Source organism: Streptomyces sp. NPDC090021 (genome assembly GCF_044748225.1).
GTDB lineage: Bacteria > Actinomycetota > Actinomycetes > Streptomycetales > Streptomycetaceae > Streptomyces.
In genome coordinates this window covers 63,405-90,250 of the sequence record NZ_JBIVFO010000001.1, presented here as the reverse complement: position 1 = coordinate 90,250, position 26,846 = coordinate 63,405, and the positions used below count along the sequence as shown (strand labels likewise).

Below are 26,846 nucleotides of genomic sequence, written 5' to 3'. Positions count from 1 at the left end.
GGCATGACTGCTACGCGTACCACCGGCGCCGTCGCCGCCGGACTTGCCACCCTGACCGCCGACGGCACCGTCCTCGACACCTGGTTCCCCGCCCCCGAGCTGGTCGCCGAGCCCGGCCCGGCCGGCACCGAGCGCCTCACCGCCGAGCAGGCCGTGGAGTCCCTCGGCGCCGCCGCGGCCAAGGCGATCCGCAGCGACGCGGTCCGCGGCGTCGAGGTCGTAGCCGTCCGCACGGTCATCGCCTCCCTGGAGGACAAGCCGCTGGACGCGCACGACGCGTACCTGCGCCTGCACCTGCTCAGCCACCGCCTGGTCAAGCCGCACGGCCAGAACCTCGACGGTGTCTTCGGCCTGCTGACCAACGTCGCCTGGACCTCGCTCGGCCCGGTCGCCGTCGACCAGGTCGAGACCGTCCGCCTCAACGCCCGCGCCGAGGGCCTGCACCTGCAGGTCACCTCGATCGACAAGTTCCCGCGGATGACGGACTACGTCGCCCCCAAGGGCGTGCGCATCGCCGACGCCGACCGCGTCCGCCTCGGCGCGCACCTCGCCGAGGGCACCACCGTCATGCACGAGGGCTTCGTCAACTTCAACGCCGGTACCCTCGGCACCTCCATGGTCGAGGGCCGCATCTCCGCGGGTGTCGTCGTCGGCGACGGCTCCGACATCGGCGGCGGCGCCTCCACCATGGGCACCCTCTCCGGCGGCGGAAAGCAGATCATCTCCATCGGCGAGCGCACCCTGATCGGCGCCGAGGCGGGCATCGGCATCGCCCTCGGCAACGAGTGCGTCGTCGAGGCCGGCCTCTACGTCACCGCCGGCACCCGCGTCACCCTGCCGGACGGCCAGGTCGTCAAGGCCCTGGAGCTCTCCGGCGCCGACAACATCCTCTTCCGCCGCAACTCCGTGACCGGCGCCGTCGAAGCCCGCCCGTACAAGGCGAACTGGGGCGGCCTGAACGAGGTCCTGCACAGCCACAACTGACGGCCGCCGCCGTCCCCGGGCGCCCTTGCGGACCTCGCGGCCCGGGAGGGCGCCCGGCCGTGTTCACGGCGGGCCGGGGGCGAGGCCGGCCGTCCTGCCGGCGCTGCGGGCCCTCGGTTCGCGCGGGGACCCACGGGGCATCCGCCCGGTGTGTCGTCATGGCCGATCGCACCCGCGGCATCGCGCAGGTCCGCACGTCTCCGGGTGGCCGGCGGTGGCGATGACCGCGCCGCCCGCGCACACCGGGTCGGGCCCGTTCGCCGTCCGTCCCGCAGCAGTGACCGCGGCCCATGTGGACGTCCGGACGCCCGGACGGGCCTCCGTGCCGATGCCGTCGGCGGGGTCGAGCACGGTCGCGCCGCTCGGGCCGGACTCGACGGGCGGCCCGGACGAGCCGTCCAGCACGTAGGGCGGGCCACCGGGGGGCGGGGTCACCGCGCGGCACTCGAAGACGCCCATCGGGGATCCGCGCGCCGGGCGGACGCTCAGTGGAGGGGGATCGTGCGGATCAGGCCCGCGAAGGCCTGCTCCTCCGCCTCGGTCAGCTGCACCGACTCCATCGGGTGCCCGGCGCAGCCACGCTGGGCCGGGATCATCGGCAGGGGCGCGCCGGGAACGGGCTCCGGCCGGCGGAAGCGGCTGTCCCACAGCATGCGGCCCAGGCCGGCCACCCGGCCGGCCACCCAGACGAGCACGGCCACGAGCAGGACGGCGAGACCGGTTTCCTGGGCGAGGGAGATCGAGGGGAACACCAGGATCCTCCAGGGGTGCGGGAGTGCGAGCCGGGACAAGATCGGGCGTGCAGACACTCAACACCACAACCGGTCGATTCGGTGGAGATGTGGCGAGCGTCACGCCAGGGTCGAAAGTCCCCATCTTGCCCGGGATCAGCCCCTCACGGCCGCTCCAGCGGCAGCTTGAAGCCCTCGTGACTGCGGGCGAAGCCCAGCCGCTCGTAGAAGCGGTGCGCCGCCGTGCGCCGCTTGTTGCTGGTCAGCTGGATCAGGCCGCACCCGCGTCCGCGGGCCCGCTCCGCGGCCAGCCGCATCAGCTCCGCGCCGAGTCCGGTGCCCCGCCGGTCCGCGCGGATCCGTACGGCCTCCACCAGGGCCCGCTCCTGCCCGCCCTGGCCCAGGCCCGGTATGTACGTCAGCTGGAGGCAGCCGAGGACGACCTCCCCCGCCCCGGCTCCGGGCCGCGTACGGGGCCCCGCGCCCGGCCGCGCGTCCGCGGGCGCGTCCGTGAGGACCAGCAGCTCGTTGCGGGGGTCCGACGCGATCGCCGCGAAGGCCCGCTCGTGCTCCTCCCCGACCGTCATCGAGGCCGGATCGAGGACCCGGTCCTCGTCGGCGAGCAGGGCGAGTACGGCCGGCAGGTCCCGGCGGGTGGCGACACGGAAGATCACGGCGGAATTGTGGCAGGGGGCCCGCCCGGGACGGCGGCCGGGCCCCCTGCTGCTCCGGGCCCGGGGGCTACGGGCGGAAGCGCAGCACCTGCGGGTCGTGGTCGCTGTTCTGCGCTGCGAACTCCGCGTTGATGTGCACGCTGTCGTACGTGAACTTCTTGATCGCCGGGCTGGTCAGGATCTGGTCCAGCACCTGGGCGTTGCCCTGGTAGACGTACGAGTAGCGCTCGGCCTTCGGCAGCGACTTGATCGCCGGGTACAGCGCCCCGCCGTCGGCCAGCGCGTCCGTGGTCGCCGAGAACTCGAAGTCGTTGATGTCACCGAGCACGAGGACGTTGGCGTTCTTGTCCTCCGCCAGGATCTGCTTCACGAAGCCGTTCACGGCCTGCGCCTGGAGCAGTCGCTTGGTCTCCGAGGAGCGCAGCGGCGGCTGGTGGTGCGAGGTCAGGGCCTCGTCGCCGCCCTTGGAGCCGAAGTGGTTGGCGATCACGAAGACCGTCTTGCCGCGGAAGACGAACTCGCCGGCCAGCGGCTTGCGGCTGTCGGCCCACGCGGGGTTCGTGGGGTCGACGCGGCCGGGGGAGTGGGTCAGGTGGGTCTTGCCGTTCTCCTTCACGACGCCCGTCGCCGTCACCGCGTCGCCCGGGGCGCGCTCGGTGAAGGAGACCCGGGCCGGGTTGAAGAGGAAGACCTGGCGGATGTTGCCGCCGGGCTCGCCGCCGTCCTTCTTGTCCTCGGGGTTGACGCTCCGCCACTGGTAGGCCGGGCCGCCCGCCGCCGCGATGGCCGCGGTGAACCTGGTGAGGGTCTGCTCCGCCGAGACGGTGCCGTCGTTCTTGGCGCCGTTGTCGTCCTGGATCTCCTCCAGGGCGAGGATGTCGGGAGAGGCGAGGTTCTCGACGACGGCCTTCGCCAGCGCGTCGAACTTCTGCTGCGGGTCCGTCGGGTCGAGGTTCTCGACGTTGTACGTGGCGACCGCGAGCTCCTGCTGGGCCTGCGGCTTGGTCTTCTCGGGGGCGATGGTGCCCGCCTTGACGGTGCCGAGGGTGCGGGCCACCAGCGTGTAGCCGCCGAACTGGTTGAAGTCCAGCGGGCCTTGCGTGGTGCCGGTCAGCTTGTCACCGACGTTGGCCACGGGGAAGGGCTGCTCGGCGATCGGCGCGAGCTGCTGGATCTTCAGGCGGCCGGTGTTCTGGGACTCGTAGGAGCCGTAGACGGTGCCGCCGCGCCTGGCGGTGTTCTCCCAGCCCTTGACCGTGACCCACAGCTCCGAGTACGGGGTGGTGGCGCCGACCACGCGCGAGGTGCCGATCTTGACGTTCATGCCCTCAAGGGACTCGTAGAAGTCCAGGGCGTAGCGCGAGGGCTCCAGCGTCAGGCCGTTGATGCTGCCGCCGGCGGCCGGGTCGCCGGCCGGGGTGTACTCGGCGGGCACCGTGTACTCGTTGATCGCGGTGGCCTCGGGCAGCGCGTTGCCGGAGGAGACCACGGTGACCGTCGGCTTGGAGATCTGGGTCACCGACTGGTTGCCGGAGTTCACGCCGCCGGGGATGTACTCGCCGACGGTGCCGGAGACCTTGACCGCGTCGCCGACGGCGACGGTCGGGACCGAGCTGGTGAAGACGAAGACGCCCTCACTCGTCGCGTCGTCGTCGTCGGCGTCGGGGTCCTGGATCCAGAAGCCGCGCGAGCCGTAGGTCCGCACGCCCGTCACGATGCCCTCGACGTCGGAGACCTGCTTGCCGTTGAGCGGGGATATCCGGGTGGTGCCCTGGATGTCGTGGATGCGTACCGGGTCGGCGGACGCCGCGCCCTCGGCCGCGTCGGCGGAGCCCGCGAGCAGGCCGGTGGCCAGCGCGGAGGCGACGAGGGCCGCGACGGCGGCGGAGCGGGGATGCGAGGAGCGCATGGTCAGGAAACTCCGGTGTGGGAGAGGGGCAGGGAGAGGCTGCGAACAGCGAGATCTGCGGGGGGTTGGTCAGCCCCCAAACGTCTACGCGCGTCAATTTCCTGTGTTGTCAGCAAAGTTGTCAAGCCCTCCAGAGCAGACGCCGGACGACTGTGGGATGAACCAAAGGCGATGGCCCGGCGGGTGTGCCCGATATGCGTCTACGCTGGGTCGCCGTACGACGGCCACGACTGTCATCTGCGCCACATCCGCCATGCCCGCACTGCCCCGCCATGTCGGCCATGTCGCCGGTTTTCGGGCACGTATGACGGTCCGGCCGCCCGGCCGGGCCGTCACGGCCCGCCCTCATCACCGCGTTCGCGAGGAGACCCTCATCCATGTCCGCTGAGTCGCACCCCACACTTCCGCCGGTACGGCTGCACTCCGACGCGGAGTTGGCCCGCGACGCCCTCGGTGCCCCGCTGTTCGCGCGCGCCGTGCGGCTGGCCCGCTGGGCCGGGCCCGCAACCCGCATCGGCGTCGGCGGCGAACTGGCGGCCGACCAGCTGCCCGGTGCCGCCGCCCATCTCGGTCTCGACGCCGACGACGAGGAGGCCGCCGTGTGCGCCGGCCAGGCCTGGCGGGTGGCCGTGGACACCGGGCTGGTGGACGTGACCGAACCGGAGGAGGACACGGCCGCGGAGGAGGGCGGCGGCGCGGGCGAGGAGCCGTACGGCACGGCCGCGCCCGGCGAGGACCTGGCGCTGGTGACGGGCGGGGCGCCCGCCGACGTCCTCGGCCTGTGGCGGGCGGCCCTGGAGGCGGTGCTTGCCGACGCGGCGGTGCCGGATCTGGAGGACCTGGTCGACGCGCTGGACGCGGGCGGGGAGATCGACTTCGACCGGCTGGGCTGGAACCCGGGCCGCGAGGCGGACCTGCTCGACGAGGTCCTCGGCCATCTGTACCTGCTCAGCGTCACCGGGGGCAGGACTGCGGACCGTCAGATTCCACTTCCGGTGCTGGCCGCCTCGGTGGTCGTGCCCGACGGAATGGACGAGCCGACCGATGCCGTGCTGGAGCAGGTGTCGGACACGATGATGCGCCTGGACGACCAGTTCCGGCAGCTGGAGCCGATCGGACTGGTGGAGTTCCGGCCCGTCGACGAGGAGCTGATGGCGCAGGCCGACGAGGACGGCGGGCGCGGTGAGCACGAGGCCGACGACGAGGACGTCTCCCGCTACGGCATGGTCCGGCTGACCCCGCTCGGCCTCTACGGCATCCGCGCCCGGATGCTGGAGGCCGGAGTCGTGGCCCCCGCCGTCGGCGAACTGGCCGACAAGGGCGCCGACGCCCTCCTCGACGGCGTCTCCTCCTACCCCGAGCACGCGGCGCAGGCCGAGATCGAGCAGTGGATGGCCGGCCGCGAACCGTCCGCCGCCGTCGCCGAACTGCTGGCCGCCGCCCGCGGGGACGACGAAGGGGGCCCGCTGCGCCGGCTGCGCTGCCAGCAGGCCCTCGCGCTGGCCGGGCCGGAGGCCGAAGGGGCGGTGCGCGCGGTGCTGGACGAGGCGGAACTCGGCGGGCTCGCCCGGGTCTGGCTGGCGGAGCACGGAGTGACCGGCGTACCGGCGCCGGCCCCGGAGATGGTCTTCTGGCTGACGGTCGACACGATCGCGGCGCAGCTCGCCGCGGACGGGGAGACCGAGGAGCTGCCCCTGCTGATGGAGACCCTGACCGCCCATCACACGGGCTTCTTCGACCGGGTGTGGCGGGTCCGGCATCCTTCGACGGTCCAGGTCCTGGAAGCGATGGGCCGGCTGCACCCCGACCGGAGGACGGCGAAGGAGGCCCGCAGGGCCGCCTTCAAGGCGCGCTCCCGCAGGGCCTGAGCGCACGGCCCGGGTCCGGCGACAATCCGCCGTTCCTGGGCCGGAGTCGGCCATTGACGCCGACCCGCAAGGGATCGGTTCCCCTTGGTGGGTAATTGAGCCGCCGTTCACGTGCGGGCGGGAGCGTGTGCGCCGACGACCGTACGACAGGCGCACCACTCCCCACCCCTGGAGACCCGATGCCGCTCAGCCGCAGAGACTTCACCGCCCGTACCGTCATCGCCGGCGCGGGAGTCGCGCTCACCGGGACGGTCGGCGCCCTCGCCACCGCCCCGGGCGCGCTGGCGGCCGAGGACGCGGCGGACCGCGACGAGCACGGGCGGCCCTGCGAGCCCGGCTACGGCCCGCTCGTCCCCGACCCGGCCGGCATCCTCGCCCTGCCCGTCGGCTTCACCTACCGCGTGATCACGCACAGCGGCGTCACCAGGCTGGAGTCCGGCGAGACCACCCCCTCCCACCACGACGGGACCGCGGCCTTCGAGGGCCACAGCGGTGTCACGCTCCTCGTCAACAACCACGAGCTCAAGGGCAAGCGGGAGAACTGGGCCCGTCCCGTCCCGCTCGCCGAGCAACTCGTCTACGACCCGGCCGCGGCCGGCGGATGCACGGTCGTCGAGGTCCGCCGGGGCGGCGAGGTCGCCGAATGGGTGGGCATCGCCGGCACCTCGACCAACTGCGCGGGCGGCGCCACCCCCTGGGACACCTGGCTGACCTGCGAGGAGAACTCCGACCTCGCGGGCAGGAACGGCATGACCAAGGACCACGGCTACGTCTTCGAGGTCGACCCGCACGACCGCCGGGCCAACCGCGACCCGCGGCCGATCAAGGCCTTCGGCCGCTACGACCACGAGGCAGTGGTCATCGACCCGCGCCAGGGCCACGCGTACCTGACCGAGGACGCCTCCGGCCCCAACGGGCTGCTCTACCGCTGGACCCCGCCCCGCGGCTTCCGGCACGGGCGCGGCAGGCTCCGTACGCTCGCCGCCGACGCCGGTGTGCTCCAGGCCGCCAAGTGCACCGACAGCTCCGGCCGGTTCGTCGACGATCTCTCGCGCGCCACGCGGATCGGCACCGTCTACGGTGTCGACTGGGTGGACGTGCCGGACCGCGACGCGCGGACCGTGCCCGTGCGCAAGCAGTTCGCGGACAACGCGGTGACGCGCGGCCGCAAGCTGGAGGGCATGTGGTGGGCCGACGGGGGCGCGTACTTCGTGTCCTCCTACGCCCGTGAGGAGAGCCCGGGCGCGGCGCACGACGGCCAGGTCTGGTTCTACGACCCCAAGCGGCGCACGATCCGGTTGACCGTCCTGATCGGGGTCAACGCCGACCCGTCGGCGGACGGCGGCTACGACGGCCCGGACAACATCACCGTCTCGCCGTACGGAGGCCTGGTCATCGCCGAGGACGGCTCGGGGCTGCAGCACCTGTTCGGCGCGACCGACTCGGGGCGCACCTATCCGCTGGCGCGCAACGAGCTGAACATCGGGTCGGCCGAGGAGCCCGAATACTCCGAATTCACCGGGGTCTGCTTCTCGCCGGACGGGCGCACCCTCTACGCCAACATCCAGGACCCGGGCATCATGCTGGCCGTCACCGGGCCGTGGCGGCGCGCTCGCTGACGCTCCGCCCGGCCGGCATCGCGGGCCTCAGTGGGCCGGGGAGACCTCCGCGCGGGAGGCCTCGGCCCACTCGGCGAGCAGGAACTCATAGGCCTCGGAAGGCCACTCGCCGTCCACCCGGGTCTCCACGAGGTGCCGTATCGCCTCGTTCGCCTCGGTGGCGGACGGGCGGGCGGGCCCCGCGGGCGTGAGTGTCTCGTGCATGCTTCCAAGGCTACGGGCGGGCACTGACAGCCACCCACGGATTACGCGTGGCATCCATCACCCGCGGACCCCGTCCGGTGGCCGCCCGTGCCCGCCCACCTGCTCAGAGTGCCTGCGCGGCGGGCTTGACCATGCCGCGCACTGTGCGCGACTTCACAAACTCGCCCATGGCCGTCATCTCCCACTCGCCGGAGAACTGACGGATCAGCTTCGCCATCATCACGCCCGTCTGCGGCTCGGCGCTCGTGAGGTCGAAGCGGACCAGCTCCTCGCCGCTGGCCGCGTCGATCAGGCGGCAGTAGGCCTTGGCCACCTCGGTGAACTTCTGGCCGGAGAAGGAGTTGACCGTGAAGACCAGGCCGGTGGCGTCGGCGGGGAGCCGGCCGAGGTCGACGACGATCACCTCGTCGTCGCCCGCGCCCTCACCGGTGAGGTTGTCCCCGGAGTGCTTGATGGCGCCGTTCAGGATGGACAGCTTGCCGAAGTAGCAGCTGTCGATGTGGTTGCGCTGGGGGCCGTACGCGATGACGGACGCGTCGAGGTCGATGTCCCGGCCGCGGAAGGCCGGTTCCCAGCCGAGGCCCATCTTGACCTGCGAGAGCAGCGGACGGCCGCCCTTGACCAGCGAGACGGTCTGGTTCTTCTGCAGGCTCACCCGGCCCTTGTCCAGGTTGATCTTCCCGGCGGCGGCCGGGGCGGCCGGGGGTGCGGCGGGGGCCGGTGCGGCGGGGGCGGGGGTGACGGGGGTGGGGGTGCCTGCGCCGGCGGTCAGCCAGGGGGAGGGCTGGTGGACCGGCGGGGCGGGCGGAGCCGGGGGCGCCGGGGGCGCGGGCGGGGCGACGGCCGCCGCGGGAGCCGGTTCCTCGTCCACACTGACCCCGAAGTCGGTGGCGATGCCGGCGAGGCCGTTCGCATACCCCTGGCCGACCGCGCGGACCTTCCACGCACCGCCGCGCTGGTAGATCTCGACCACGACGAGTGCCGTCTCGGTGGCCAGCTGCGGCGGGGTGAACGCGGCGATCACCGAGCCGCCGTCGGCGTTGCGCACGGTGGCGGTGGGCTCGATGCCCTGGAAGGTCTGTCCGGCGGCGTCGGGGCTGGCCGTGACCACGATCCGCTCGATGCCCGGGGGCACCGAGGCGGTGTCCACGGTGACCGAGTCCGGCGCCGCGCCGCCACCGGACCGGTAGGTGACACCGGGCCCGGCGGGCTGGTTGAAGAAGATGAAGTCGGCGTCGGAGCGCACCTTGCCGTCCGCCGTGAGGAGCAGGGCGGACACGTCGAGCCGCACCGGGGCAGCCACGTCGACCGTCACGCGGACGGCGTTGAGCGGCAGGTTGGATCCAGGGGTCATAGCGGTCATGCCCGGAGAACGACCGGAGGGGCTTTGCCGTTCCCTTACCCTCGCGGGATATTTCCGCGCCGGTTGCGGGGGTGGTTCTTCGCGGTGCGCTCGTTGCCGAACTTGTAGGAGCCGGTCCACCGGGCCATCACGAGCTGCGGATCCCCGGCTTCCACTTCGGCCAGGAACGCGGCGGCGCGTTCCCCCCGCAGGGTGGCGGCGGCGCGGCCCCGGTGGGTGATGACGACGTGACCGTCGCCTCGTCGGTCGTAGGTGAACCCGTGCGGTGTCGGCATGGCCCGCAGCCTGCCCCGCCGGGGGCGGGGCGGGCAACGGATTTGTTCCCGCATGCGGGCGGTCGTGCGCGCGCCTGCCCGGGCGCGCAGGGCGGCCGGGCACCCCGGGGCCCGGCCGGCGGGGTCAGCCGCCCGTGACCCGGCGGGGGAGTCCCAGGGGGTTGGCCTCGCGCAGCTCGGCCGGCAGCAGCGCGTCCGGCACCGACTGGTAGGCCACCGGCCGCAGCCAGCGCTCGATCGCCGTGCCGCCCACGGAGGTGGAGTGCGAGGTCGCGGCCGGGTACGGCCCGCCGTGGTGCTGGGCCGGGGCCACCGCGACCCCCGTCGGCCACCCGTTGACCACGATCCGCCCCGCCAGCCGGGTGACCTGCCCGATCAGCTCGGCCGCCGGGCCCGGGGCGCCTTCGGTCTCGACGGCCGACAGCTGGAGGGTGGCGCTCAGGTTCCCGTCCAGCAGCCCGAGGACAGCGCCCGCCTCGGACTGCCCGCCGTACCGCACGACGACGGTGACCGGACCGAAGCACTCCTCCAGGAGGAGGCCGTGACCGTCGCCCGCGAGGAGGTCCCCGGCCCGCACGGTCAGATAGCCCGCACCCACGGTGTGCTCACCGCCGGCCCCCGGCGTGACGGGGGCCTCGACGCCGGGCAGCGCGGCCCGCTCGCGCACCCCGGAGATGAAGTTCTCCCGCATCCGCCGGTCGAGGAGCACCCCGGGCTCGATCTCGCCGAGGGCCTTGGTGAGCGCGCCGGTGATCCGGTCGCCGTCCGCGCCGTCGGGCACCAGGACCAGACCGGGCTTCACGCAGAACTGGCCGACGCCGAGGGTCATCGAGCCCGCGAGACCGGAGCCGATCTCCTCGGCGCGTTCGGCGGCCGCGGCCGGGGTGACCACGACGGGGTTGAGGGAGCCCAGTTCCCCGTGGAAGGGGATGGGCACGGGCCGGGCGGCGGCGGCGTCGAACAGCGCCCTGCCGCCCCGGACGGAACCGGTGAATCCGGCGGCGGCGACCAGCGGGTGGCGGATCAGCTCCAGGCCTGCGTCGAACCCGTGCACCACGCTCACCACTTCGGGCGGCAGCCCGACCGCGACGGCGGCGCGGCGCAGCAGCGAGGCGCACAGCTCGGAGGTGGCGGGGTGGTCGGGGTGCGCCTTGACCACGACCGGGCAGCCCGCGGCCAGCGCGCTCGCGGTGTCCCCGCCGGGGACGGAGAAGGCGAGCGGGAAGTTGGAGGCGGCGTAGACCGCGACCACGCCGAGCGGCACCTTGTAGCGGCGCAGCTCGGGGCGGGGCGGGCTGAGCGAGGGATCGGCGCGGTCGATCCGGACGTCGAGGTAGGACCCCTCGTCGACGGCGTCGGCGAAGGCGCGCAGCTGGCCGGTGGTGCGGGCCAGTTCGCCGGTGAGCCGGCCCGGGCCCAGCGCGGTCTCGGCGTCGGCGGCCTCGATGACGTGGGCGGCGGCCTCGTCGAGCAGCGCGGCGGCGGTGCGCAGGAAGGCGGCGCGGACGCCGGCGTCCGCGAGCGGCCCGCGGGCGGCGTGGGCGGCCCGTACGGCCTCGTCCACCTCGCGGGGTGTGGCCTCCACCGCAACCTGTTCGCGCTGCTTCCCGGTGCGGGGGTCCACACTCCAGACTGGTGTCGCTGTCATGGCCCACTGCCTCCTGGATCGTTCAGTATTCTGAACGCGGTTCCGGTGGATGAATGATCACATCTGCTGCGGACTCTATTTCCGGGTCCTCCGCGTGACAAGTGCCGACGAGTGGCGGCCAGAGGGGAAGCAGGCGTATGACGACGACCGAGCCGGGGATCCCTGCCCAGGCCGCGCCGGTCAAATCGGCGGTCCGCACCGTCCTGCTGCTGGAGCACTTCGCGGCGCGGCCGGGGCTGCACAGCCTGGCCGACATCCAGAACGACCTCTCCCTGCCCAAGTCCAGCCTCTACATGCTGCTGCGCACCCTGGTGAACCTGGGCTGGGTCGAGACCGACGCGACGGGCACGCGGTACGGCATCGGCGTACGGGCCCTGCTGGTCGGCAGCTCGTACATCGACGGCGACGAGGTGGTGGCCGCGGCCCGGCCCACCCTGGACCGGCTCTCCGACGACACGACGGAGACCATCCACCTGGCCCGGATCGACGGGACGAGCGTGGTGTACCTCGCCACCCGGCAGTCCCAGCACTACCTGAGGCCCTTCACCCGGGTCGGACGGCGGCTGCCCGTGCACTCGACGGCGCTCGGCAAGGCGCTGCTCGCCACGCACTTGGACGCGGAGGTGCGGGCGCTGCTGCCGCGGCGGCTGGAGGCGGTCACCGAGCACACCATCACCGACCGGGAGCAGCTCATCGAGGAGCTGGAACTGGTACGGGAGCAGGGGTACGCGGTGGACCGGGAGGAGAACACCCTCGGACTGCGCTGCTTCGGCGTGGCCGTGCCGTACCGGACACCGGCCAGGGACGCGGTGAGCTGCTCGGTGCCGGTGGCCCGGCTGACGCCCGGGCACGAGCAGGTCATCAAGGCGGCGCTGTTCGAGGCACGCGACCGGCTGTCGGTGGTGACGCGCCGCATGTGACGGCGCGCGCGGCGCCGCGGGTCCGGGAGGTTCCTCCCCCGCACGGGGGAGGCGGTTCCCCTTCGAGGGGGAGGTGGCGGGCCGCTGTGCGCGCGACCGTTGGGACATGACCACACGAGGCGTTCACACGAGGTACGAACCGCGGTCCTCCACCCCGTCGCAGGGGGCCGGGAGGCGCGTCCTCGCGGCAGCGGCCCTGGCGGCCACGGTGCCGTATCTGGCGCTCAAGGCCGCCTGGCTGTCCGGCAGCCGGATCGGGATACCGGACGGCAGCGTGCTGTTGGAGGCCGGCCCGTTCCTCACCGCGGCCAATGCCGTCACGCTGGCCATGGACGCGGCCGTGATCGTGCTCGTCCTGGTGCTCACCAGACCCTGGGGGCTGAGAACGCCCGCCTGGATGCTGACCGTTCCGATGTTCACCGCCACGGGCCTGCTGGCCCCGATCCTCCTCGGCTTCCCCGGCCAGCTCCTCGTACGGGCCCTCGGCTTCGGGACCGGCCCGGACGAGACGGCCGCGCGGGAGCCCTTCCTGGACTCCTGGGTTTTCATCGTCGTGTACACGGGATTCACCGTCCAAGGACTCGCCCTGGCCGGACTGTTCGTGCCCTATGCGCGCAGGCGCTGGGGCCGGCGGTGGCAGGGCGTGCTGGGAGAGCGGCTGCCGTCGCCCACGGGGGTGGTGGCGGCAGCCGCGGTCCCGTGCGCCCTGGCCCTGGGAACGCTGGACCTCTACTGGGCCTTCGGCGGTACGGCCGGGTTGAGCGCCGAGCGTGCCGAGGCGTATGCGGTGGAGAGCGCCATGGCCTCGGTTGCCCACGCGATCTGTGCGCTTGCCGCCGGAGTGGGCACGTTGCTCCTGGCCCGCGGCGGGACGCTGCGGGCACGGTGGCCGCTCGGGCTCACCTGGGTCGGCGCCGCGGCGACCCTGGCCTGGGGGGCCTGGATGCTGATCGCCTCGCTGGGCCCGCAGCCGGACGGCGGCGCAGCACCGTCCACCGCCGGGCAGTTGATCTACGCTGGACAGATGGTCACCGGAGCGCTCGCCACCGCCGTCCTCACCCGGTTCCTCATATCCCGACGCACGAGCTGATGCGCGACGGCCCGGGCCGGCTGCTGGGCGAGCGGGCCCGGCTGCGATGGCTCCACCAGATCCTCGGCGGGGCGCTGCTGATGCCGTACTTCCTCCTGGCCTCGGTGGGGGTCGGCTCGGCGGCCGGCGGGGCCAACGCCCTGTCCTCCCTCCCCCTGAGCCTCGCCGCCTACGCGGCGGCTCTGCCGCTGGCCGCCCTCACCGGGGTGTACGGGCTGGTCCGGCCGCTGTCGGTGGCCGCCGTGCGGGCCATGTGCGGGGTGCCGGGGGAGCGGCTCGCCGAAGGGCCGGCGCGGAGCTGGGCCGCGCGGGGGCGGGCCTCCGCCTGGTGGACCCTGCACCTGGGGGTCGGGGCGCTGGTCAGCGGGATGACCCTGGCAGTGCCGCCCATGGCAGTGGTGCTACTCCTCCTGCCCTTCGTCAGCGGACTGCGCGAAGTACGGCTGGGATTCGGGTGGTTCAACACCGGCGTGGAGACGTACACGGCGCCCCTCCTCGGGATCGGCCTCCTGGCCGCTCTCACCCTGTGCGCGGCCGGAGCGGGGAAGGTGCTGGCCCGGCTGGCACCCGTACTGCTCGGGCCGACGGCGGCGGACCGGCTCGCGGCGGCCGAGGAGCGGGCCGCCGACCTGGCCGTGCGCAACCGGCTCGCCCGGGAGCTGCACGACGCGGTCGGGCACGCGCTCAGCGCCGTCACCCTCCAGGCGGCCGCCGCCCGGCGGATGCTGGAGCGCGACCCCGCGTTCGTCCGGGAGGCGCTCACCGCGATCGAGGACACCACCCGGCGGACGGTGGGCGAGCTGGACGCCGTACTGGGCCTGCTGCGCGAGGGAGACCCGGCCCGGCCGGACGGCGCGACCGCCCCCGCCCCCACCCTCGCCGCCGACCTCGACGGCCTGCTGGCCCGCACCCGGGCCGCGGGAGCCGCCGTCACCGCACACCAGGACCCCGGGCCCGTGGAGGACTGGCGCAGGCTTCCGGAGATCACCTCGCGCGAGGCCTACCGGATCGTCCAGGAGGGCCTCAGCAACGCCCTGCGCCACGGCGGCGGCCCGGTGGATCTGCGGATCCTCGTCCGGGCCGGCCACGACACCGCACCGCGAGAACTGGAGATCACCATGACCAATCCGCCTGCCGGGCCCGAGGGCCGGGAGGGCCGCACCACCGGCGGCCGCGGGCTGCGCGGCTCCGCGGAGCGGGCCGCACTGCTCGGCGGGAGCATCGAGGCGGGTCCGTACGAGGACCGCTGGCGGCTGCGCGCGGTCCTCCCGCTGGCCGGAGGCGACCGATGACCGCGACCGCCCCGGCGGGCCGGCCGCCGCTGCGCATCGTGCTCTGCGACGACGAGCGGATGGTCCGCACCGCCCTGCGCGTCCTCCTCGAGGCCGAGGCGGACCTGGAGGTCGTCGGCGAGGCCGCCACCGGTGCCGAGGCGATCCCGCTGGTGCGCTCCCTCACCCCCGACGTGGTGCTGATGGACGTCCGGATGCCCGAGATCGACGGCATCCGGGCCACCGAGCAGATCCTCGCCACCATGGCCGAGCCGCCCAGGATCGTGGTCGTCACCACTTTCGAGAACGACGCCCATGTCTACGACGCGCTGCGCGCCGGCGCCGTCGGCTTCCTCCTCAAGCGCGCCGACCCCGACGAGCTGATCGGAGCGGTCCGGCTCGTCGCCCGCGGCGATTCGCTGCTCTTCCCGGCCGCCGTCCGCTCCCTCGCCGCCACGCACGCGTCGGCCCCCGCTCCCGCCGCCGCCCCATGGATCGCCAGGCTCACCGACCGGGAGGCCGATGTACTGCGCCTGATGGCCACCGGACTGTCCAACCACGAGATGAGCGAACGCCTCGGAGTCGGACCCCAGACGGTCAAGACACACGTCGCGTCGGTCCTCACCAAGACCGGCTCCCGCGATCGCACCCAGGCGGTCATCGCGGCCTACGAGGGAGGCTTCATCATGAAGAACCGCTGAGAACTCGGCCACAATCGGGGCAGAGCGGAACGCCAGGGGTCGCCGGGACGTCTTTTCGTTCGATGAACAAAACGATCAGGCGTGCGTCGGTCTTCTGTCTGCTCCTGGTGCTGGCCCTGCTGGTCCGCGTCACCTGGGTGCAGGCGTACCAAGGCCAGGCCCTCGCAGACGACAAGCACAACCGCCGCAATCTCATCGGGCAGTACGAGAACCCGCTGGGCAACATCATCGTGGGCGGGGAGGCGATCACCGGTTCGGAGAAGACGGGAGGCAAGGACTTCGGCTACAAGCGGACGTACGTCGACGGCCCCCTCTACGCGCCCGTCACCGGTTACAGCTCACAGGCCTTCGGCACCAGCATGCTGGAGGGTGTCTACAAGAACGTGCTCAACGGCTCCGACAGCCGGCTGAAGACCGTGATGGACATGCTCACCAACAAGCGCGCCGACCCCGGCAATGTCCTCACCACGATCGACAAGGACGTCCAGAAGGCCGCCTACGACGCTCTCCAGGGCAAGCAGGGCGCCGCCGTGGCCATCGACCCCGTCACCGGCGAGATCCTCGCCGTCGTGAACAACCCCTCCTTCGACCCGGGCAGCATCGCCGGCGCCAACGATCAGAAGGCCTGGGACGCGCTCTCCGCCGACAAGGGCAAGGCCATGGAGAACGTGGCCCTCCGCAAGCCCCAGGCGCCCGGCTCCACCTTCAAGCTGGTCACCCTCGCCGCGGCGATCGAGAACGGTCTGGTCACCGACATCGACCGGCAGACCGGCATCGCCGACCCGTACACCATCCCCGGCACCCGCACCCCGCTGCCCAGCGAGGCGGGCTCCGCGGCCTGCAACAACGTCTCGGTCCGCACCGCCCTGCGTCTGTCCTGCAACAACGTGTTCGCCGAGCTGGCCTCCAAGCTCGGCCAGGACAAGATGCGCGCGACCGCCGAGAAGCTCGGCTTCAACACGCAGATCGACACCCCGGTCCGCACCAACCCGCCGAGCAAGTACCCGTCCAAGAAGATGTCGATCGACCAGGTCGCGCAGACGGGCATCGGCCAGTTCGACGTCCAGGCCACCCCGCTGCAGATGGCGATGGTCACGGCCGCGATCGAGAACGGCGGCAAGCTCGTCGCCCCGCACATGGTCTCCGAGGTCACCGATGCCAACGGCAACGTGCTGGAGAGCTTCAAGGACCCGACGTCCCAGCAGGTGATGAAGGAGCGGACGGCCTCGATGATCCGGGACGCCATGCGCACCGTCGCCACCGAGGGCGGCGGCAAGCCGGCCCAGGTGCCGGGCGCAGAGGTGGGCGGCAAGACCGGCACCGCCCAGCGCGGCGTGAACAACAGCCTGGCGCCGCTTGCCTGGTTCACCTCCTACGGCAAGGCGAACGGCAAGCAGATCGCCGTGGCCGTGGTGATCGAGAACTCCGACACCGACCGTTCCGAGATCGGCGGCGGCAAGCTGGCCGCGCCGATCGCGCAGAAGATGATGCAGGCCTGGCTGAAGAAGTAGGCGGGCGGGGCTCCGTGCCCGACGCGCCGGGAACCGACGTGGTTCCCGGCGCGTATCTGTCTTCATGATCAGGAATGCGCGCCCCGCCGACCTCGACGCCATCGCCGCCCTCCACACCAGGGCCCGCGCCACCTACTACGAGGGCCACATACCCGAGGAGGCCTACGCCGGGGAGGCCGAGCTGGCCCGCACCCGCGAGGGCTGGGCTCTGGCCGTCGCCCGCGACGCCACCGAGGGCGGGGTTCTCTGCGCCGAGGTGGGCGGTGAACTCGCCGGGGTCGCCGCGTACCGCACGCAGGACGGCCGGACCACCCTCACCCAGCTGCACGTCGATCCGGTCCACTGGCGCCGGGGAACCGGGGGCGCCCTGCACGCCGCGTGCGTGGCGGCCTGGCGGCGCTCCGGCGTCCGCCGGGTCCGCCTGGAGGTGTACGAGCACAACCTCCGTGCCCAGGCCTTCTACGCGGCCCACGGCTGGCTGCCCGACCCGGCGGACACCCCGTCGGGCAGCCACCGCACGCTCTGGCTGGACGTCGCCTGAGGCAGCCGCGCCGCCCGCGGCGTCCGGGGAATGAGACGGCGGGGTAGATGGTTCACACCACTGATGGTTGAACGGCAAACCGTCCCCCCGCGACCCCGGAGAGAAGAAGGATCATGCGCGTCGAGATCTGGAGCGACATCGCCTGCCCCTGGTGCTACATCGGCAAGGCCCGTTTCACCAAGGGGCTGGCCGAGTTCGCGCACCGTGACGAGGTGGAGGTCGTCTTCCGGTCCTTCGAGCTCGACCCGCGCAGCCCCAAGGGCGTGACCGCCCCCGTCGTGGAGATGCTCGCCAAGAAGTACGGCCGCACCCTCGACGAGGCGCGCGGCATGGAGGAGCACGTCGCCGCGAGCGCCCGCGCCGAGGGGCTGGCGTACCGGACCGACGGGCGCGACCACGGCAACACCTTCGACATCCACCGGCTGCTGCACCTGGCCGACGCCAGGGGCCGGCAGGAGGAGCTGCTCGACCTCGCCTACCGGGCCAACTTCGCCGAGGAGCGCTCCGTGTTCGACCCCGAGGTGCTGGTCTCGCTCGCGGTCGAGGCCGGCTTGGAGGAGGCGGAGGCGCGTGCCGTCCTCGCCGACGGCTCCGCCTACGCCGACGAGGTCCGCGCCGACGAGCGCGAGGCCGCTGAGCTGGGTGCGAACGCCGTGCCCTTCTTCGTCCTCGACCGCCGCTACGGGATCTCCGGCGGGCAGCCGGCCGAGGTGTTCACCCGGGCCCTGGAGCAGGCGTGGGCCGGGCGCGAGGTGGCGGAACCGGCCGACGCGGCCGACGCGTGCGAGCCCGACGGGTCGTGCGCCGCCCCACAGGTATAAGTATTGCTTGGGGTGGGTGAGTGAAAATCGGCAATGGACTTTGGGTCGTTCCTGGCGCAGAGTTGACGACATGGATCTTCCGATCGCCGAAGCGACCCGTGCCGAATTCGCCCACTCCACCACCTATCTCAACTCCGCCAAGTGCGGAGTCGTCCCGCGTTCCGCCGTCGCGGCCATGAAGGAGCTGGCCGAGGCGGCGGGGGCCGGGGCCCCCGCCGGATTCGGGGACTTCGACCGCGTGAACCGCGCCCGCGCCTCCTTCGCCCGCCTGGTCGGGGTGGACGCCGACCGGGTGGCCGTCGGCTCGGCCGTGGCCACCCACGTCGGCCTCGTCGCGGCCTCGCTGCCCTCCGGCGCCGAAGTGCTGTGCCCGGAGGACGACTTCGCCTCCGTGATCAACCCGTTCGTGGTGCGGGACGACCTCAAGGTGCGGTTCGCGCCGCTGGAGTCCCTCGCCGAGGCCGTCGGCCCCGAGACCGCCCTGGTCTCGCTGAGCGCCGTCCAGTCCGCGGACGGGCGCAAGGCCGACCTGGCGGCGGTCCGTGCGGCGACCGCCGCGCACGGGGCCCGGATGCTCGTGGACGCGTCCCAGGCGGCGGGCTGGCTGCCCTTCGACGCCTCGCCGTACGACTACACGGTCGCCGTCGGCTTCAAGTGGCTGCTCGGCGTCCGCGGGGCCTCGTTCATGACCGTTTCGCGGGAGGCGCAGGACGCGCTGACCCCGCTGCACGCCGGATGGGTGGCGGCGGAGTCCATGTGGGACGCCATCTACGGTCCGATGCCCGGACTGGCCACCTCCGCGCGGAGGTTCGACGAGTCCCCCGCCTTCCTCGCCTACCACGCGGCAGAGGTCTCGCTGGCCCTGTTCGAGCGGATCGGCATCGAGGCCGTGCACGCCCACGACACCGCCCTGGCCGCCCGCTACCGAGCCGGACTCGCGAGCCTCGGCCACGAGCCCGTGCCCGGTGACGCCGCCATCGTCTCCGTGCCGGGCCTCGCCGACCGGCAGCCCGCCCTGGAGGCGGCCGGCATTCTCACCTCGGCCCGCGCGGGTCTGCTGCGAGCCTCGTTCCACCTGTACAACACGGAGGCGGAGGTGGACCGGCTCCTGGACGTCCTCTCCGCCTCCTGAGGCTGCGGGGGCCGCACGTACAGTGCCGCCATGAGCGATGTGAGCGATGTGAGCGGTCCGGGCGATCCGAGCGGTCCGGGCGAGGTGCTGCACGTGAAGGGGCGGGTGCTGATCGGACCCGACGAGGTCCGCGACGAACTCTGGGTCGTCGGCGGGCGCGTCTCCTACGAGCGCCCGCCCGGCGCCCGCGAGGTCACCACGGTGACCGGCTGGGTCCTGCCCGGGCTGGTCGACGCGCACTGCCACGTGGGGCTCGACGCCCACGGGCCGGTCGACCCCGGGACGGCCGAGCGCCAGGCACTCACCGACCGTGACGCGGGCACCCTCCTGATCCGCGACGCCGGATCGCCCTCGGACACCCGCTGGATCGACGACCGCGAGGACCTCCCGAAGATCATCCGGGCGGGTCGGCACATCGCGCGCACCCGCCGTTACATCCGCAACTACGCCCATGAGATCGAGCCGGCCGACCTCGTCGAGTACGTCGGCCGCGAGGCGCGGCGCGGCGACGGCTGGGTGAAGCTGGTCGGCGACTGGATCGACCGCGACGCCGGCGACCTGACGGCCTGCTGGCCGCGCGCCGAGGTCGAGGCGGCCATCGCCGAGGCGCACCGGCTGGGTGCCCGGGTCACCGCGCACTGTTTCGCCGAGGACTCGCTGCGCGACCTCGTCGAGGCGGGCATCGACTGCGTCGAACACGCCACCGGCCTCACCGAGGACACCATCCCGCTGTTCGCGCAGCGCGGGGTGGCGATCGTCCCCACCCTCGTGAACATCGCGACCTTCCCGAAGCTCGCGGCGGGCGGTGACGCGAAGTTCCCCCGCTGGTCGGCCCACATGCGGCGGCTCCACGAGCGGCGCTACGACACCGTGCGGGCCGCCCACGACGCGGGCATCCGGGTCTTCGTCGGTACCGACGCCGGGGGCTCCCTGCCGCACGGGCTGGTCGCGGCGGAGGTCGCCGAGCTGGTGAAGGCCGGGATCCCGGCCCTGGAGGCCCTCTCGGCTACGGCCTGGGCGGCCCGCGAGTGGCTCGGCAGGCCGGGGCTCACCGAGGGCGCCCCGGCGGACCTGGTCGTCTACGACGCCGATCCGCGGGCCGACGTACGGGTGCTGGCGCAGCCGCGGCGGGTGGTCGTCGACGGCAGGGTCAGGGCCTGAGGGCGGTGGCCCGAGCGCGGTGGCTCGAAGGGGGTGGCCCGAACGCCGTGGACCGAACGTGGTGCGGTGAGCGGGGCGGCAAATCGAAATCCAATGCGGAAACCACCCTTTGGGGTGAAGTGGCCTCAGGTGGCTGCCCCGTCACCCACATTGAGTAAGGATTCCCAGGGTCGAAGCCGTCGGCGCGTGCGATGTCCCCCATTGGCCGCGCGACGGCACCCAACTCCCCGGGGGTTCCAGCACCTTGAACAGCAATACCTTCCGCATGCCCGCGGCCGTTCTGCTCGCCACGGGGGCGGTCGCCCTGCTCACCGCACCGCCCGCCTCCGCCACGGGAGGCACCCCCGCCGGCGGAGAGGGCAGGTCCGGCGCTGTCGTCCTGCGTACCGGGCTGGACGTGGGTCTGCTCAACAAGACCGTGCACGTCCCGCTGAAGGCGACCCTCAACGAGGTCAGCGCCCCCGCGACGGCCGAGAAGACGGCGCTGACCGTCACCCTGGACGGGGTCGAGGGGAACAAGCCGGTCAGCGTGCTGCGCGCGGACGTCGCCACGTCCAAGGCCACCGCGGACAGGACGAAGGCGGAGGCCGAGGCACATCTGGCCAAGGCCCGCGTGCACGTGCCCGGACTCCCGCTGCTCTCGCTGATCGAGGTGGAGAAGGTCACCTCCAGGGCCGTCTGCGAAGCCGGCAAGAAGCCGGTGGCCAGCGCCAACGTCCTCGGCACGGTGACCGTGCTCGGCAAGAAGGTCACCCTGACGGCGGGCGGTCCCACCAAGGTCGAGGTCCCCGGCGTGGGCATGGTCAGCATGGAGCTGTCCGGCACCGAGACCACGTCCACCACCGCCGCCGCGGCCGCGCTCCGGCTGAAGGTGGCGGTGAACCCGCTGAACCTGAACGTCGCACAGGTGGACGGCGAGATTGTGCTGGCCGAGGCGCACTGCGCATCCCCGAAGGGCCCGGCCCCGACGGCGAAGGCACCCGAGCAGCCCGGCATCAAGACCCAGACCCAGACCCAGACCGGGACCGGCACCGGCGGCGCCACGGGCTCGGGCACCGGTGCGGGCAGCGCCACGGACGCCAACCTGGCCGAGACCGGCGGTGGTTCGCTCACCCCCTTCATCACGGGCGGTGCGCTGACTCTCCTCGCCCTCGGCGGCGGCGCGCTCTTCCTGACCCGGCGGGGCAGGGCCCAGTAGGACCGCCGGGTCACCCGGCCCGGAGTCAGGCCCGGAGCCCGGCCCGCCGTCCGGTGCTGCCGCGGCCGGCACCACCGCCACCCGGCGAGCACATCGGAGGGGAGTGCTCAACGGGTGGCGTGGGTGAGCCCCTGATCACCCGCGCCGCGTGACATCACGGCGTCGGTGACCTGCCGGTCGATCCGCGCGTACTCGCCGCGCTTCACGGCCGGGAGCGTCTCGTCCGCGGCCGCGCAGGAGGCACAGACGACGCGGAACGGCGGACCCATGTCCGAGTACTGCGTGAGGTATTCGGCCTTCACCACGTCCCAGCGGCCGGGCCGGTCCGCCGCCGGGGCGAAGGTGAAGCGGGGGACCGAGGACTGGTTGCCGCGCAGCTTGTCGGCCGGGACGAAGCTGGCGACCTGGTCGCCCATCCCGAAGACCACCCAGGTGCCGTTGATCTTCTCGTAGGGCTGCGGCACGTGGTTGTGCGTGCCGATGATCAGGTCGATGTCGGGAAGGCCGTCGGCCGAGCGGGAGGCGGTCAGTGCCTGCGCCAGCTCCGTCTGCTGCCGGTCGGGGGCGGTCTGCCATTCGGTGCCCCAGTGGACGCTGAGGACCACGACGTTCGCGCCGCCCGCCCGGGCGGCCCGGGCGTCGGCGATGATCCGGTCCTTGTCGATCAGGTTCACGGCCCACGGCTTGTCCGGGGGGAGCGGGATGCCGTTCGTGCCGTACGTGTACGACAGCTGGGCGACCTTCGCGCCGCCCGCCGAGAGCAGGGCCGGGGCCCTGGCCTCCTCCGCGCTGCGCGCCGATCCGACGTGCGGGATGCCGACCCGGTCCAGGTGCTCCAGGGTGCGGGCCAGGCCCTCGTAGCCGTCGTCCAGCGTGTGGTTCGAGGCGGTGGAACACCCGTCGTACCCGGCGTCCTTGAGGGCGTCCGCCAGCTGGTGCGGGGCCTTGAAGGTGGGATAGCCGGTGTAGGGGCCGCCGGGGCGCCCGTACGGTATCTCGTGGTGGCATATCGCCAGGTCGGCGGCGGAGACCAGGGGTTTGACCCCGGCGAGTATCTTCCGGAAGTCGTACTCCCCGGCCTGGCCGGCATCGTCGCCCGCCCGCTGGACGATCGACGGGTACGGGATGATGTCCCCGGTCGCCAGCAGCGTGAACGGCTGCCCCGCGGGAGCGGCGGCGGCCGTCGGCGGGGGTGTCGCGACGCGGTCCTGTCCGGCCCCCAGCCGCTGCCGTGCGGCGGACGCGTCGTCCCCGTCGAGCAGCTGCGGCACGGCGTACAGTGCGCCGCCCACGATCACCAGTCCGGCCAGCGCTGCGCCTGTCGCTGCGGATGCCCTCATACCCTTGCCCCCGTTGTCCGTGCACCGATGCGGGGATCGTCGAACGGCCCCGCCCCCGCAGCCATCGTAAGGGGGCCGTTCGAGTGAACCCGGCACCGGAGTCCCTGAGAACGCGCAGGTCAGGCGGGTGAGTGCGCGACGTTCCCGAGGCCGGGCCCAGGCCGGCGCGAGGCCGGGCCCAGCCCGGCGCCGGGCTGGCGCGAGGTCAGCGCGAGGTCAGTGCCAGGGCCCGGTCCAGGGCCTGCAGCAGCCGTCCCGTCGTCGCCCGGTCGCGCACCGCCAGCCGCAGCCAGGTCCGGTCCAGCCCGGGGAAGGTGTCCCCGCGTCGGACGGCGAAGCCGAGGGCCCGCAACCGGGTGCGGACCTCCGCGCCGTCCGCCACCCGGATCAGGACGAACGGACCCTCCGCCCGGCCCACGACCGTCACCTCCTCGAACTCCGCGAGCCCGGCCAGCAGGTGCGCCCGGTCCACCGCGATCCGCCGCGCCGCCTCCTCCGCCTCGGCCAGCGCCGCCGGAGCCACGCAGGCCTCGGCCGCCACCAGGGCGGGCGTCGACACCGGCCACAGCGGCTGTGCCGCCGCCAGCTTCGCGATCACCGCGGGCTCGGCCAGCACGTAGCCGATCCGCAGCCCCGCCAGGCCCCACGTCTTCGTCAGGCTCCGCAGCACCACCAGCCCCGGCAGGTCCGTCCGGCCCGCGAGGGCCTCCCGTTCGCCCGGGACCGCGTCCATGAAGGCCTCGTCCACCACCAGGATCCGGCCCGGCCGGGCGAGCGCGGCCAGGGCCGCCGCCGGATGCAGGACGGACGTCGGATTGGTCGGGTTGCCGACGACCACCAGGTCGGCGTCCTCCGGCACGGCCGCCGGATCCAGCCGGAACCCGTCCTCGGCGCGCAGCACCACCCGCTCGACCTGATGGCCGGCGTCCCGCAGGGCGGCTTCCGGCTCGGTGAACTGCGGATGCACCACGACCGGCCGTACGGCGCCCAGGGCCCGCGCGATCAGTACGAAGGCCTCCGCGGCCCCCGCCGTCAGCAGCACCCGCTCGACCGGCAGCCCGTGCCGGGCCGCCACCGCCGCACGGGCCGCGCGCCCGTCGGGATACGCGGCGAGGTCCCCGAGGGATGTGGCGATCCGCTCCTTGAGCCACTCCGGCGGCGTGTGCGCCCGTACGTTGACCGCGAGGTCCTCCACGTCGGAGCCCGCGCCCAGCACCTCGGCGTCCCCGTGATGGCGCAGGTCGTGGGCCTGCGCCGTGGCCACCGCGCAGGTCGCCGACAGCGAGCGGCGCTTGGGCACGAGGAGCTCGCCGCCCGCCACGAGGGCGGCGGCCTCCGCCACCGAGGGCGTGCCGGTCGCGGCCCGCGCCGCCTCCGAGGGGTGCGGTACGGGGACGGCGGCCAGCCGGTCCGCGGGATAGCCGACGACGGGCACGCCGAAACGTTTAGCCGCCCCGGCGATTCCCGCCTCGCCCGCCTTCGAGTCCACCGTGGCCAGCGCCGTCACCGCCGCCGCGGCCAGCCCGGCGCCCCGCAGCGTCTCCTCCACCAGCGCGCAGAGTTCCTCGACGGACACTCCCGCCCGCCCGCCGACCCCGACCACCAGCCGCGTGTCCTCGCCCACCGCGGGGCCTCCCTCCGTCGTCACGGTCACCGGCACGCCGCCGGACATCCGTCAGCCGTCAACACTGCGACGCCCGCCGCCCGCGCGCGGACGTGCGCGCGGCCCGGGGAGTCTGTATTCAGGGGCACATGGCCGTGATCGTGGCGTTGGGTGCGTTCCTGATGACCCTGCTGGGCGGTTGGACGGCGCAGCGCGTCACCGACCGCCGCCACCTCGTGCTGGGGCTGGCGGGCGGGCTGATGCTCGGCGTCGTCGGCCTCGACCTGCTCCCCGAGGCCCTGCACGCGGCGGGCAGCGAGGTGTTCGGCGTCCCGCTCGCCCTGCTGCTCTTCGTGGCCGGTTTCCTCGTCGCCCATGTCGTCGAGCGGCTGCTGGCCGTCCGTCAGGCCGCGCACCGCGCCGAGAACGGCGCGCGCGTCCCGGAGGTCGGGCTCACCGCGGCCGCCGCGATGGTCGGCCACAGCCTCGCCGACGGGGTGGCGCTCGGCGCGGCCTTCCAGGTCGGCGGCGGTATGGGCGTGGCCGTGGCGCTGGCCGTCATCACCCACGACTTCGCCGACGGGTTCAACACCTACACCCTCACCAGTCTCTACGGCAACGACCGCCGCAAGGCCCTGATGATGCTCTTCGCGGACGCGGCCGCCCCGGTGGTGGGCGCCGCGTCCACGCTGCTCTTCACCCTTCCGGAGGAACCCCTCGGCGCGTACCTCGGGTTCTTCGGAGGTCTCCTGCTCTACCTCGCGGCCGCCGAGATCCTGCCCGAGGCGCACCACGAGCACCCCGCCCTGTCCACGCTGATGTGCACGGTGGGCGGGGTGGCCGCGATCTGGCTCGTGGTGGGCATCGCGGAGTGAGCCGGCGGGGTTCACGGCCGTGCTGCCGCGGCATCCCGCACGGCCGCCGTCCACGTGGCCGCGGCCTCGGTGAAACGGCGGGCGACGGACGGCTCCGCCGCCCAGTGCGTGTGCAGGTAACTGGCGTGCACGCCCCGCCGGACGAAGCCCTCGACCCTGCGCTCCGGGTGCGTGAACCCCCACGCCGGAGCGGCCCCGGCGCCCGGCTCGATCACCGTCCGGTGGAACTCGTGCCCGCGCAGCCGGGTCCCGGCCGCCGCGAGCGAGCTGTCGGACACCGCCACCGCCTCGCGGTACCCCAGGGTGAGCCGCTCCGACATCCGCGCGTCCGCGTCGAGCACCCCGCACATGGGCTTCCCGTCCAGCGACCGCGCCAGGTACAGCAGTCCGGCGCACTCGGCCGCCACCGGACCTCCGGCCGCCGCGAACGCGGCGACCGCCCCGCGCAGCGCCTCGTTGGCGGACAGTTCGGGCGCGTACACCTCGGGGAAGCCGCCGCCGATCACCAGGCCGGCGGTCCCCTCGGGCAGCACCTCGTCCCGGAGCGGGTCGAAGGTGACGACCTCGGCCCCGGCGGCGGTGAGCAGTTCCGCGTGCTCGGCGTACGAGAAGGTGAACGCGGCCCCGCCGGCGACGGCGACGACGGGCCGTCGTTGCGGTGCGGCGCCCCCGCTGCCCGTCGGTGCGGCCGCCGGCGACCACGGGGCGCAGGACAGCCGCGGGGCCGTCCGGGCCAGCGCCATCAGCGCGTCCAGGTCACAGCCCGCCCGCACCTGCTCGGCCAGCGCCGCGACGGCGGCCAGCGCGTCGGCGTGCCGCTCGGCCACCGGCACCAGTCCCAGGTGGCGTGAGGGAGTGGCCACCTGGGGAGCCCGCCGCAGGACCCCGAGCACCGGCATCCCCGCCTCCTCCAGGGCCTCCCGCAGCATCACCTCGTGCCGGTCGGAGCCGACCTTGTTGAGGATCACGCCGCCGAGGCGCACCTGCGGGTCGAAGGACGCGAAGCCGTGCACCAGCGCCGCCACCGACCTCGACTGCGAGGACGCGTCGACCACGAGCACCACCGGCGCCCGCAGCAACTTCGCCACCTGCGCCGTCGACGCCAGCTCGCCCCGGCCCGCGGCCCCGTCGTAGAGCCCCATCACGCCCTCGACCACGGCCAGGTCGCACCCCGCCGCCCCGTGCGCGAACAGCGGGGCGACGAGCTCCGGCCCGCACATGAAGGCGTCGAGGTTGCGGCCCGGCCGGCCGGTGGCCAGCGCGTGGTAGCCGGGGTCGATGTAGTCGGGCCCGGCCTTGTGCGGGGACACGGCGAGGCCGCGCTCCGCGAAGGCCGCCATCAGGCCCGTGGCCACGGTGGTCTTGCCGCTGCCGGACGACGGCGCGGCGACCACCAGCCGGGGCATG

General features: G+C 73.6%; 24 protein-coding genes. 14 read left to right on the top strand and 10 right to left on the bottom strand.

The features are described 5' to 3' along the window. The first annotated feature begins 3 nt into the window (after positions 1–3). Positions 4–984: a 2,3,4,5-tetrahydropyridine-2,6-dicarboxylate N-succinyltransferase gene (gene dapD / locus ACIPXC_RS00450; RefSeq protein WP_401611709.1), complete on the top strand. Its 981-nt coding sequence runs from the start codon at positions 4–6 to the stop codon at positions 982–984. A 485-nt stretch (positions 985–1,469) separates the two neighbouring features. Here dapD and ACIPXC_RS00445 read toward each other — a convergent pair whose 3' ends face one another. From ACIPXC_RS00445 to ACIPXC_RS00435, 3 genes are all read right to left on the bottom strand, one after another. Next, a complete protein-coding gene (locus ACIPXC_RS00445; RefSeq protein ID WP_401611706.1) occupies positions 1,470–1,736 on the bottom strand; it encodes a hypothetical protein in 267 nt (88 codons plus the stop codon). A gap of 143 nt (positions 1,737–1,879) precedes the next feature. Further along, positions 1,880–2,389, bottom strand: coding sequence for a GNAT family N-acetyltransferase (locus ACIPXC_RS00440; RefSeq protein ID WP_401611703.1), 510 nt, complete (start codon positions 2,387–2,389; stop codon positions 1,880–1,882). Positions 2,390–2,456: 67 nt separating this feature from the next. Continuing rightward, positions 2,457–4,298 carry an endonuclease/exonuclease/phosphatase family protein gene (locus ACIPXC_RS00435; protein ID WP_401611700.1) on the bottom strand — a complete coding sequence of 614 codons (1,842 nt, stop codon included), beginning with the start codon at positions 4,296–4,298 and terminating at the stop codon, positions 2,457–2,459. Positions 4,299–4,675: 377 nt separating this feature from the next. On the opposite strand from ACIPXC_RS00435, the gene ACIPXC_RS00430 reads away from it, so the two are divergent. Then, positions 4,676–6,166 carry a hypothetical protein gene (locus ACIPXC_RS00430; protein ID WP_401611698.1) on the top strand — a complete coding sequence of 497 codons (1,491 nt, stop codon included), beginning with the start codon at positions 4,676–4,678 and terminating at the stop codon, positions 6,164–6,166. A 179-nt stretch (positions 6,167–6,345) separates the two neighbouring features. Next, positions 6,346–7,785, top strand: a complete 1,440-nt coding sequence (locus ACIPXC_RS00425) for an alkaline phosphatase PhoX (protein ID WP_401611696.1) — start codon at positions 6,346–6,348, stop codon at positions 7,783–7,785. A 27-nt stretch (positions 7,786–7,812) separates the two neighbouring features. Here ACIPXC_RS00425 and ACIPXC_RS00420 read toward each other — a convergent pair whose 3' ends face one another. The 4 genes from ACIPXC_RS00420 to ACIPXC_RS00405 form a co-directional block, all read right to left on the bottom strand. Beyond that, positions 7,813–7,989, bottom strand: a complete 177-nt coding sequence (locus ACIPXC_RS00420; RefSeq protein WP_401611693.1) for a hypothetical protein — start codon at positions 7,987–7,989, stop codon at positions 7,813–7,815. A 103-nt stretch (positions 7,990–8,092) separates the two neighbouring features. Then, positions 8,093–9,352 (bottom strand): TerD family protein, encoded by a 1,260-nt coding sequence (locus ACIPXC_RS00415; protein ID WP_401611691.1) that lies wholly within the window; start codon positions 9,350–9,352, stop codon positions 8,093–8,095. A 35-nt stretch (positions 9,353–9,387) separates the two neighbouring features. Continuing rightward, on the bottom strand, positions 9,388–9,627 hold the full coding sequence (locus ACIPXC_RS00410) for a hypothetical protein (RefSeq protein WP_401611688.1): 240 nt from the start codon (positions 9,625–9,627) through the stop codon (positions 9,388–9,390). 124 nt (positions 9,628–9,751) lie between these two features. Next, positions 9,752–11,275, bottom strand: a complete 1,524-nt coding sequence (locus tag ACIPXC_RS00405) for an aldehyde dehydrogenase (NADP(+)) (protein WP_401611686.1) — start codon at positions 11,273–11,275, stop codon at positions 9,752–9,754. Positions 11,276–11,412: 137 nt separating this feature from the next. Between ACIPXC_RS00405 and ACIPXC_RS00400 the strand changes: the two genes are divergently transcribed. The 10 genes from ACIPXC_RS00400 (at position 11,413) to ACIPXC_RS00355 (ending at position 21,621) form a co-directional block, all read left to right on the top strand. Further along, complete coding sequence (locus tag ACIPXC_RS00400; RefSeq protein WP_401611684.1) at positions 11,413–12,195, top strand: IclR family transcriptional regulator; 783 nt, start codon at positions 11,413–11,415, stop codon at positions 12,193–12,195. Between the two features lie 106 nt (positions 12,196–12,301). Continuing rightward, positions 12,302–13,285: a hypothetical protein gene (locus ACIPXC_RS00395; RefSeq protein WP_401611681.1), complete on the top strand. Its 984-nt coding sequence runs from the start codon at positions 12,302–12,304 to the stop codon at positions 13,283–13,285. Then, on the top strand, positions 13,285–14,577 hold the full coding sequence (locus ACIPXC_RS00390; protein ID WP_401611679.1) for a sensor histidine kinase: 1,293 nt from the start codon (positions 13,285–13,287) through the stop codon (positions 14,575–14,577). The genes ACIPXC_RS00395 and ACIPXC_RS00390 overlap by 1 nt, the downstream gene beginning before the upstream one ends. After that, on the top strand, positions 14,574–15,257 hold the full coding sequence (locus ACIPXC_RS00385; RefSeq protein ID WP_401611676.1) for a response regulator: 684 nt from the start codon (positions 14,574–14,576) through the stop codon (positions 15,255–15,257). Before ACIPXC_RS00390 ends, ACIPXC_RS00385 begins: the two co-directional genes overlap by 4 nt. Before the next feature lie 62 nt (positions 15,258–15,319). Beyond that, positions 15,320–16,768, top strand: a complete 1,449-nt coding sequence (locus ACIPXC_RS00380; RefSeq protein ID WP_401611673.1) for a peptidoglycan D,D-transpeptidase FtsI family protein — start codon at positions 15,320–15,322, stop codon at positions 16,766–16,768. A 64-nt stretch (positions 16,769–16,832) separates the two neighbouring features. Further along, entirely contained in the window at positions 16,833–17,309 is a 477-nt protein-coding gene (locus ACIPXC_RS00375) for a GNAT family N-acetyltransferase (protein ID WP_401611671.1), read from the top strand. A 113-nt stretch (positions 17,310–17,422) separates the two neighbouring features. Further along, on the top strand, positions 17,423–18,130 hold the full coding sequence (locus tag ACIPXC_RS00370) for a DsbA family oxidoreductase (RefSeq protein WP_401611669.1): 708 nt from the start codon (positions 17,423–17,425) through the stop codon (positions 18,128–18,130). A gap of 70 nt (positions 18,131–18,200) precedes the next feature. Beyond that, positions 18,201–19,262: an aminotransferase class V-fold PLP-dependent enzyme gene (locus ACIPXC_RS00365; RefSeq protein ID WP_401611666.1), complete on the top strand. Its 1,062-nt coding sequence runs from the start codon at positions 18,201–18,203 to the stop codon at positions 19,260–19,262. Between the two features lie 30 nt (positions 19,263–19,292). Continuing rightward, entirely contained in the window at positions 19,293–20,423 is a 1,131-nt protein-coding gene (locus ACIPXC_RS00360; protein WP_401611663.1) for an amidohydrolase family protein, read from the top strand. Positions 20,424–20,667: 244 nt separating this feature from the next. Further along, positions 20,668–21,621 carry an SCO1860 family LAETG-anchored protein gene (locus tag ACIPXC_RS00355; RefSeq protein WP_401611660.1) on the top strand — a complete coding sequence of 318 codons (954 nt, stop codon included), beginning with the start codon at positions 20,668–20,670 and terminating at the stop codon, positions 21,619–21,621. A 107-nt stretch (positions 21,622–21,728) separates the two neighbouring features. Here the strand turns inward: ACIPXC_RS00355 and ACIPXC_RS00350 are convergent, their stop codons facing one another. Next, positions 21,729–22,961, bottom strand: a complete 1,233-nt coding sequence (locus tag ACIPXC_RS00350) for a CapA family protein (protein ID WP_401611657.1) — start codon at positions 22,959–22,961, stop codon at positions 21,729–21,731. Between the two features lie 205 nt (positions 22,962–23,166). Then, positions 23,167–24,633: an Rv2231c family pyridoxal phosphate-dependent protein CobC gene (cobC, locus tag ACIPXC_RS00345; RefSeq protein WP_401611654.1), complete on the bottom strand. Its 1,467-nt coding sequence runs from the start codon at positions 24,631–24,633 to the stop codon at positions 23,167–23,169. Between the two features lie 80 nt (positions 24,634–24,713). On the opposite strand from cobC, the gene ACIPXC_RS00340 reads away from it, so the two are divergent. Beyond that, positions 24,714–25,439, top strand: coding sequence for a ZIP family metal transporter (locus ACIPXC_RS00340; protein WP_401611651.1), 726 nt, complete (start codon positions 24,714–24,716; stop codon positions 25,437–25,439). Positions 25,440–25,450: 11 nt separating this feature from the next. Here ACIPXC_RS00340 and ACIPXC_RS00335 read toward each other — a convergent pair whose 3' ends face one another. After that, complete coding sequence (locus ACIPXC_RS00335) at positions 25,451–26,845, bottom strand: cobyrinate a,c-diamide synthase (protein ID WP_401612010.1); 1,395 nt, start codon at positions 26,843–26,845, stop codon at positions 25,451–25,453. Position 26,846 lies beyond the last annotated feature (1 nt).

Bases quoted from the DNA above. Each gene is read 5' to 3' on its own strand.
- ACIPXC_RS00390 (WP_401611679.1), top strand. From the start codon at position 13,285: ATGCGCGACGGCCCGGGCCGGCTGCTGGGCGAGCGGGCCCGGCTGCGA.
- ACIPXC_RS00350 (WP_401611657.1), bottom strand. From the start codon at position 22,961: ATGAGGGCATCCGCAGCGACAGGCGCAGCGCTGGCCGGACTGGTGATC.
- ACIPXC_RS00365 (WP_401611666.1), top strand. From the start codon at position 18,201: ATGGATCTTCCGATCGCCGAAGCGACCCGTGCCGAATTCGCCCACTCC.
- ACIPXC_RS00405 (WP_401611686.1), bottom strand. From the start codon at position 11,275: ATGACAGCGACACCAGTCTGGAGTGTGGACCCCCGCACCGGGAAGCAG.
- ACIPXC_RS00430 (WP_401611698.1), top strand. From the start codon at position 4,676: ATGTCCGCTGAGTCGCACCCCACACTTCCGCCGGTACGGCTGCACTCC.
- cobC (WP_401611654.1), bottom strand. From the start codon at position 24,633: ATGTCCGGCGGCGTGCCGGTGACCGTGACGACGGAGGGAGGCCCCGCG.
- ACIPXC_RS00360 (WP_401611663.1), top strand. From the start codon at position 19,293: ATGAGCGATGTGAGCGATGTGAGCGGTCCGGGCGATCCGAGCGGTCCG.
- ACIPXC_RS00425 (WP_401611696.1), top strand. From the start codon at position 6,346: ATGCCGCTCAGCCGCAGAGACTTCACCGCCCGTACCGTCATCGCCGGC.
- ACIPXC_RS00420 (WP_401611693.1), bottom strand. From the start codon at position 7,989: ATGCACGAGACACTCACGCCCGCGGGGCCCGCCCGCCCGTCCGCCACC.
- dapD (WP_401611709.1), top strand. From the start codon at position 4: ATGACTGCTACGCGTACCACCGGCGCCGTCGCCGCCGGACTTGCCACC.
- ACIPXC_RS00380 (WP_401611673.1), top strand. From the start codon at position 15,320: ATGAACAAAACGATCAGGCGTGCGTCGGTCTTCTGTCTGCTCCTGGTG.
- ACIPXC_RS00335 (WP_401612010.1), bottom strand. From the start codon at position 26,845: ATGCCCCGGCTGGTGGTCGCCGCGCCGTCGTCCGGCAGCGGCAAGACC.
- ACIPXC_RS00410 (WP_401611688.1), bottom strand. From the start codon at position 9,627: ATGCCGACACCGCACGGGTTCACCTACGACCGACGAGGCGACGGTCAC.
- ACIPXC_RS00395 (WP_401611681.1), top strand. From the start codon at position 12,302: ATGACCACACGAGGCGTTCACACGAGGTACGAACCGCGGTCCTCCACC.
- ACIPXC_RS00400 (WP_401611684.1), top strand. From the start codon at position 11,413: ATGACGACGACCGAGCCGGGGATCCCTGCCCAGGCCGCGCCGGTCAAA.
- ACIPXC_RS00370 (WP_401611669.1), top strand. From the start codon at position 17,423: ATGCGCGTCGAGATCTGGAGCGACATCGCCTGCCCCTGGTGCTACATC.
- ACIPXC_RS00435 (WP_401611700.1), bottom strand. From the start codon at position 4,298: ATGCGCTCCTCGCATCCCCGCTCCGCCGCCGTCGCGGCCCTCGTCGCC.
- ACIPXC_RS00340 (WP_401611651.1), top strand. From the start codon at position 24,714: ATGGCCGTGATCGTGGCGTTGGGTGCGTTCCTGATGACCCTGCTGGGC.
- ACIPXC_RS00375 (WP_401611671.1), top strand. From the start codon at position 16,833: ATGATCAGGAATGCGCGCCCCGCCGACCTCGACGCCATCGCCGCCCTC.
- ACIPXC_RS00385 (WP_401611676.1), top strand. From the start codon at position 14,574: ATGACCGCGACCGCCCCGGCGGGCCGGCCGCCGCTGCGCATCGTGCTC.
- ACIPXC_RS00415 (WP_401611691.1), bottom strand. From the start codon at position 9,352: ATGACCGCTATGACCCCTGGATCCAACCTGCCGCTCAACGCCGTCCGC.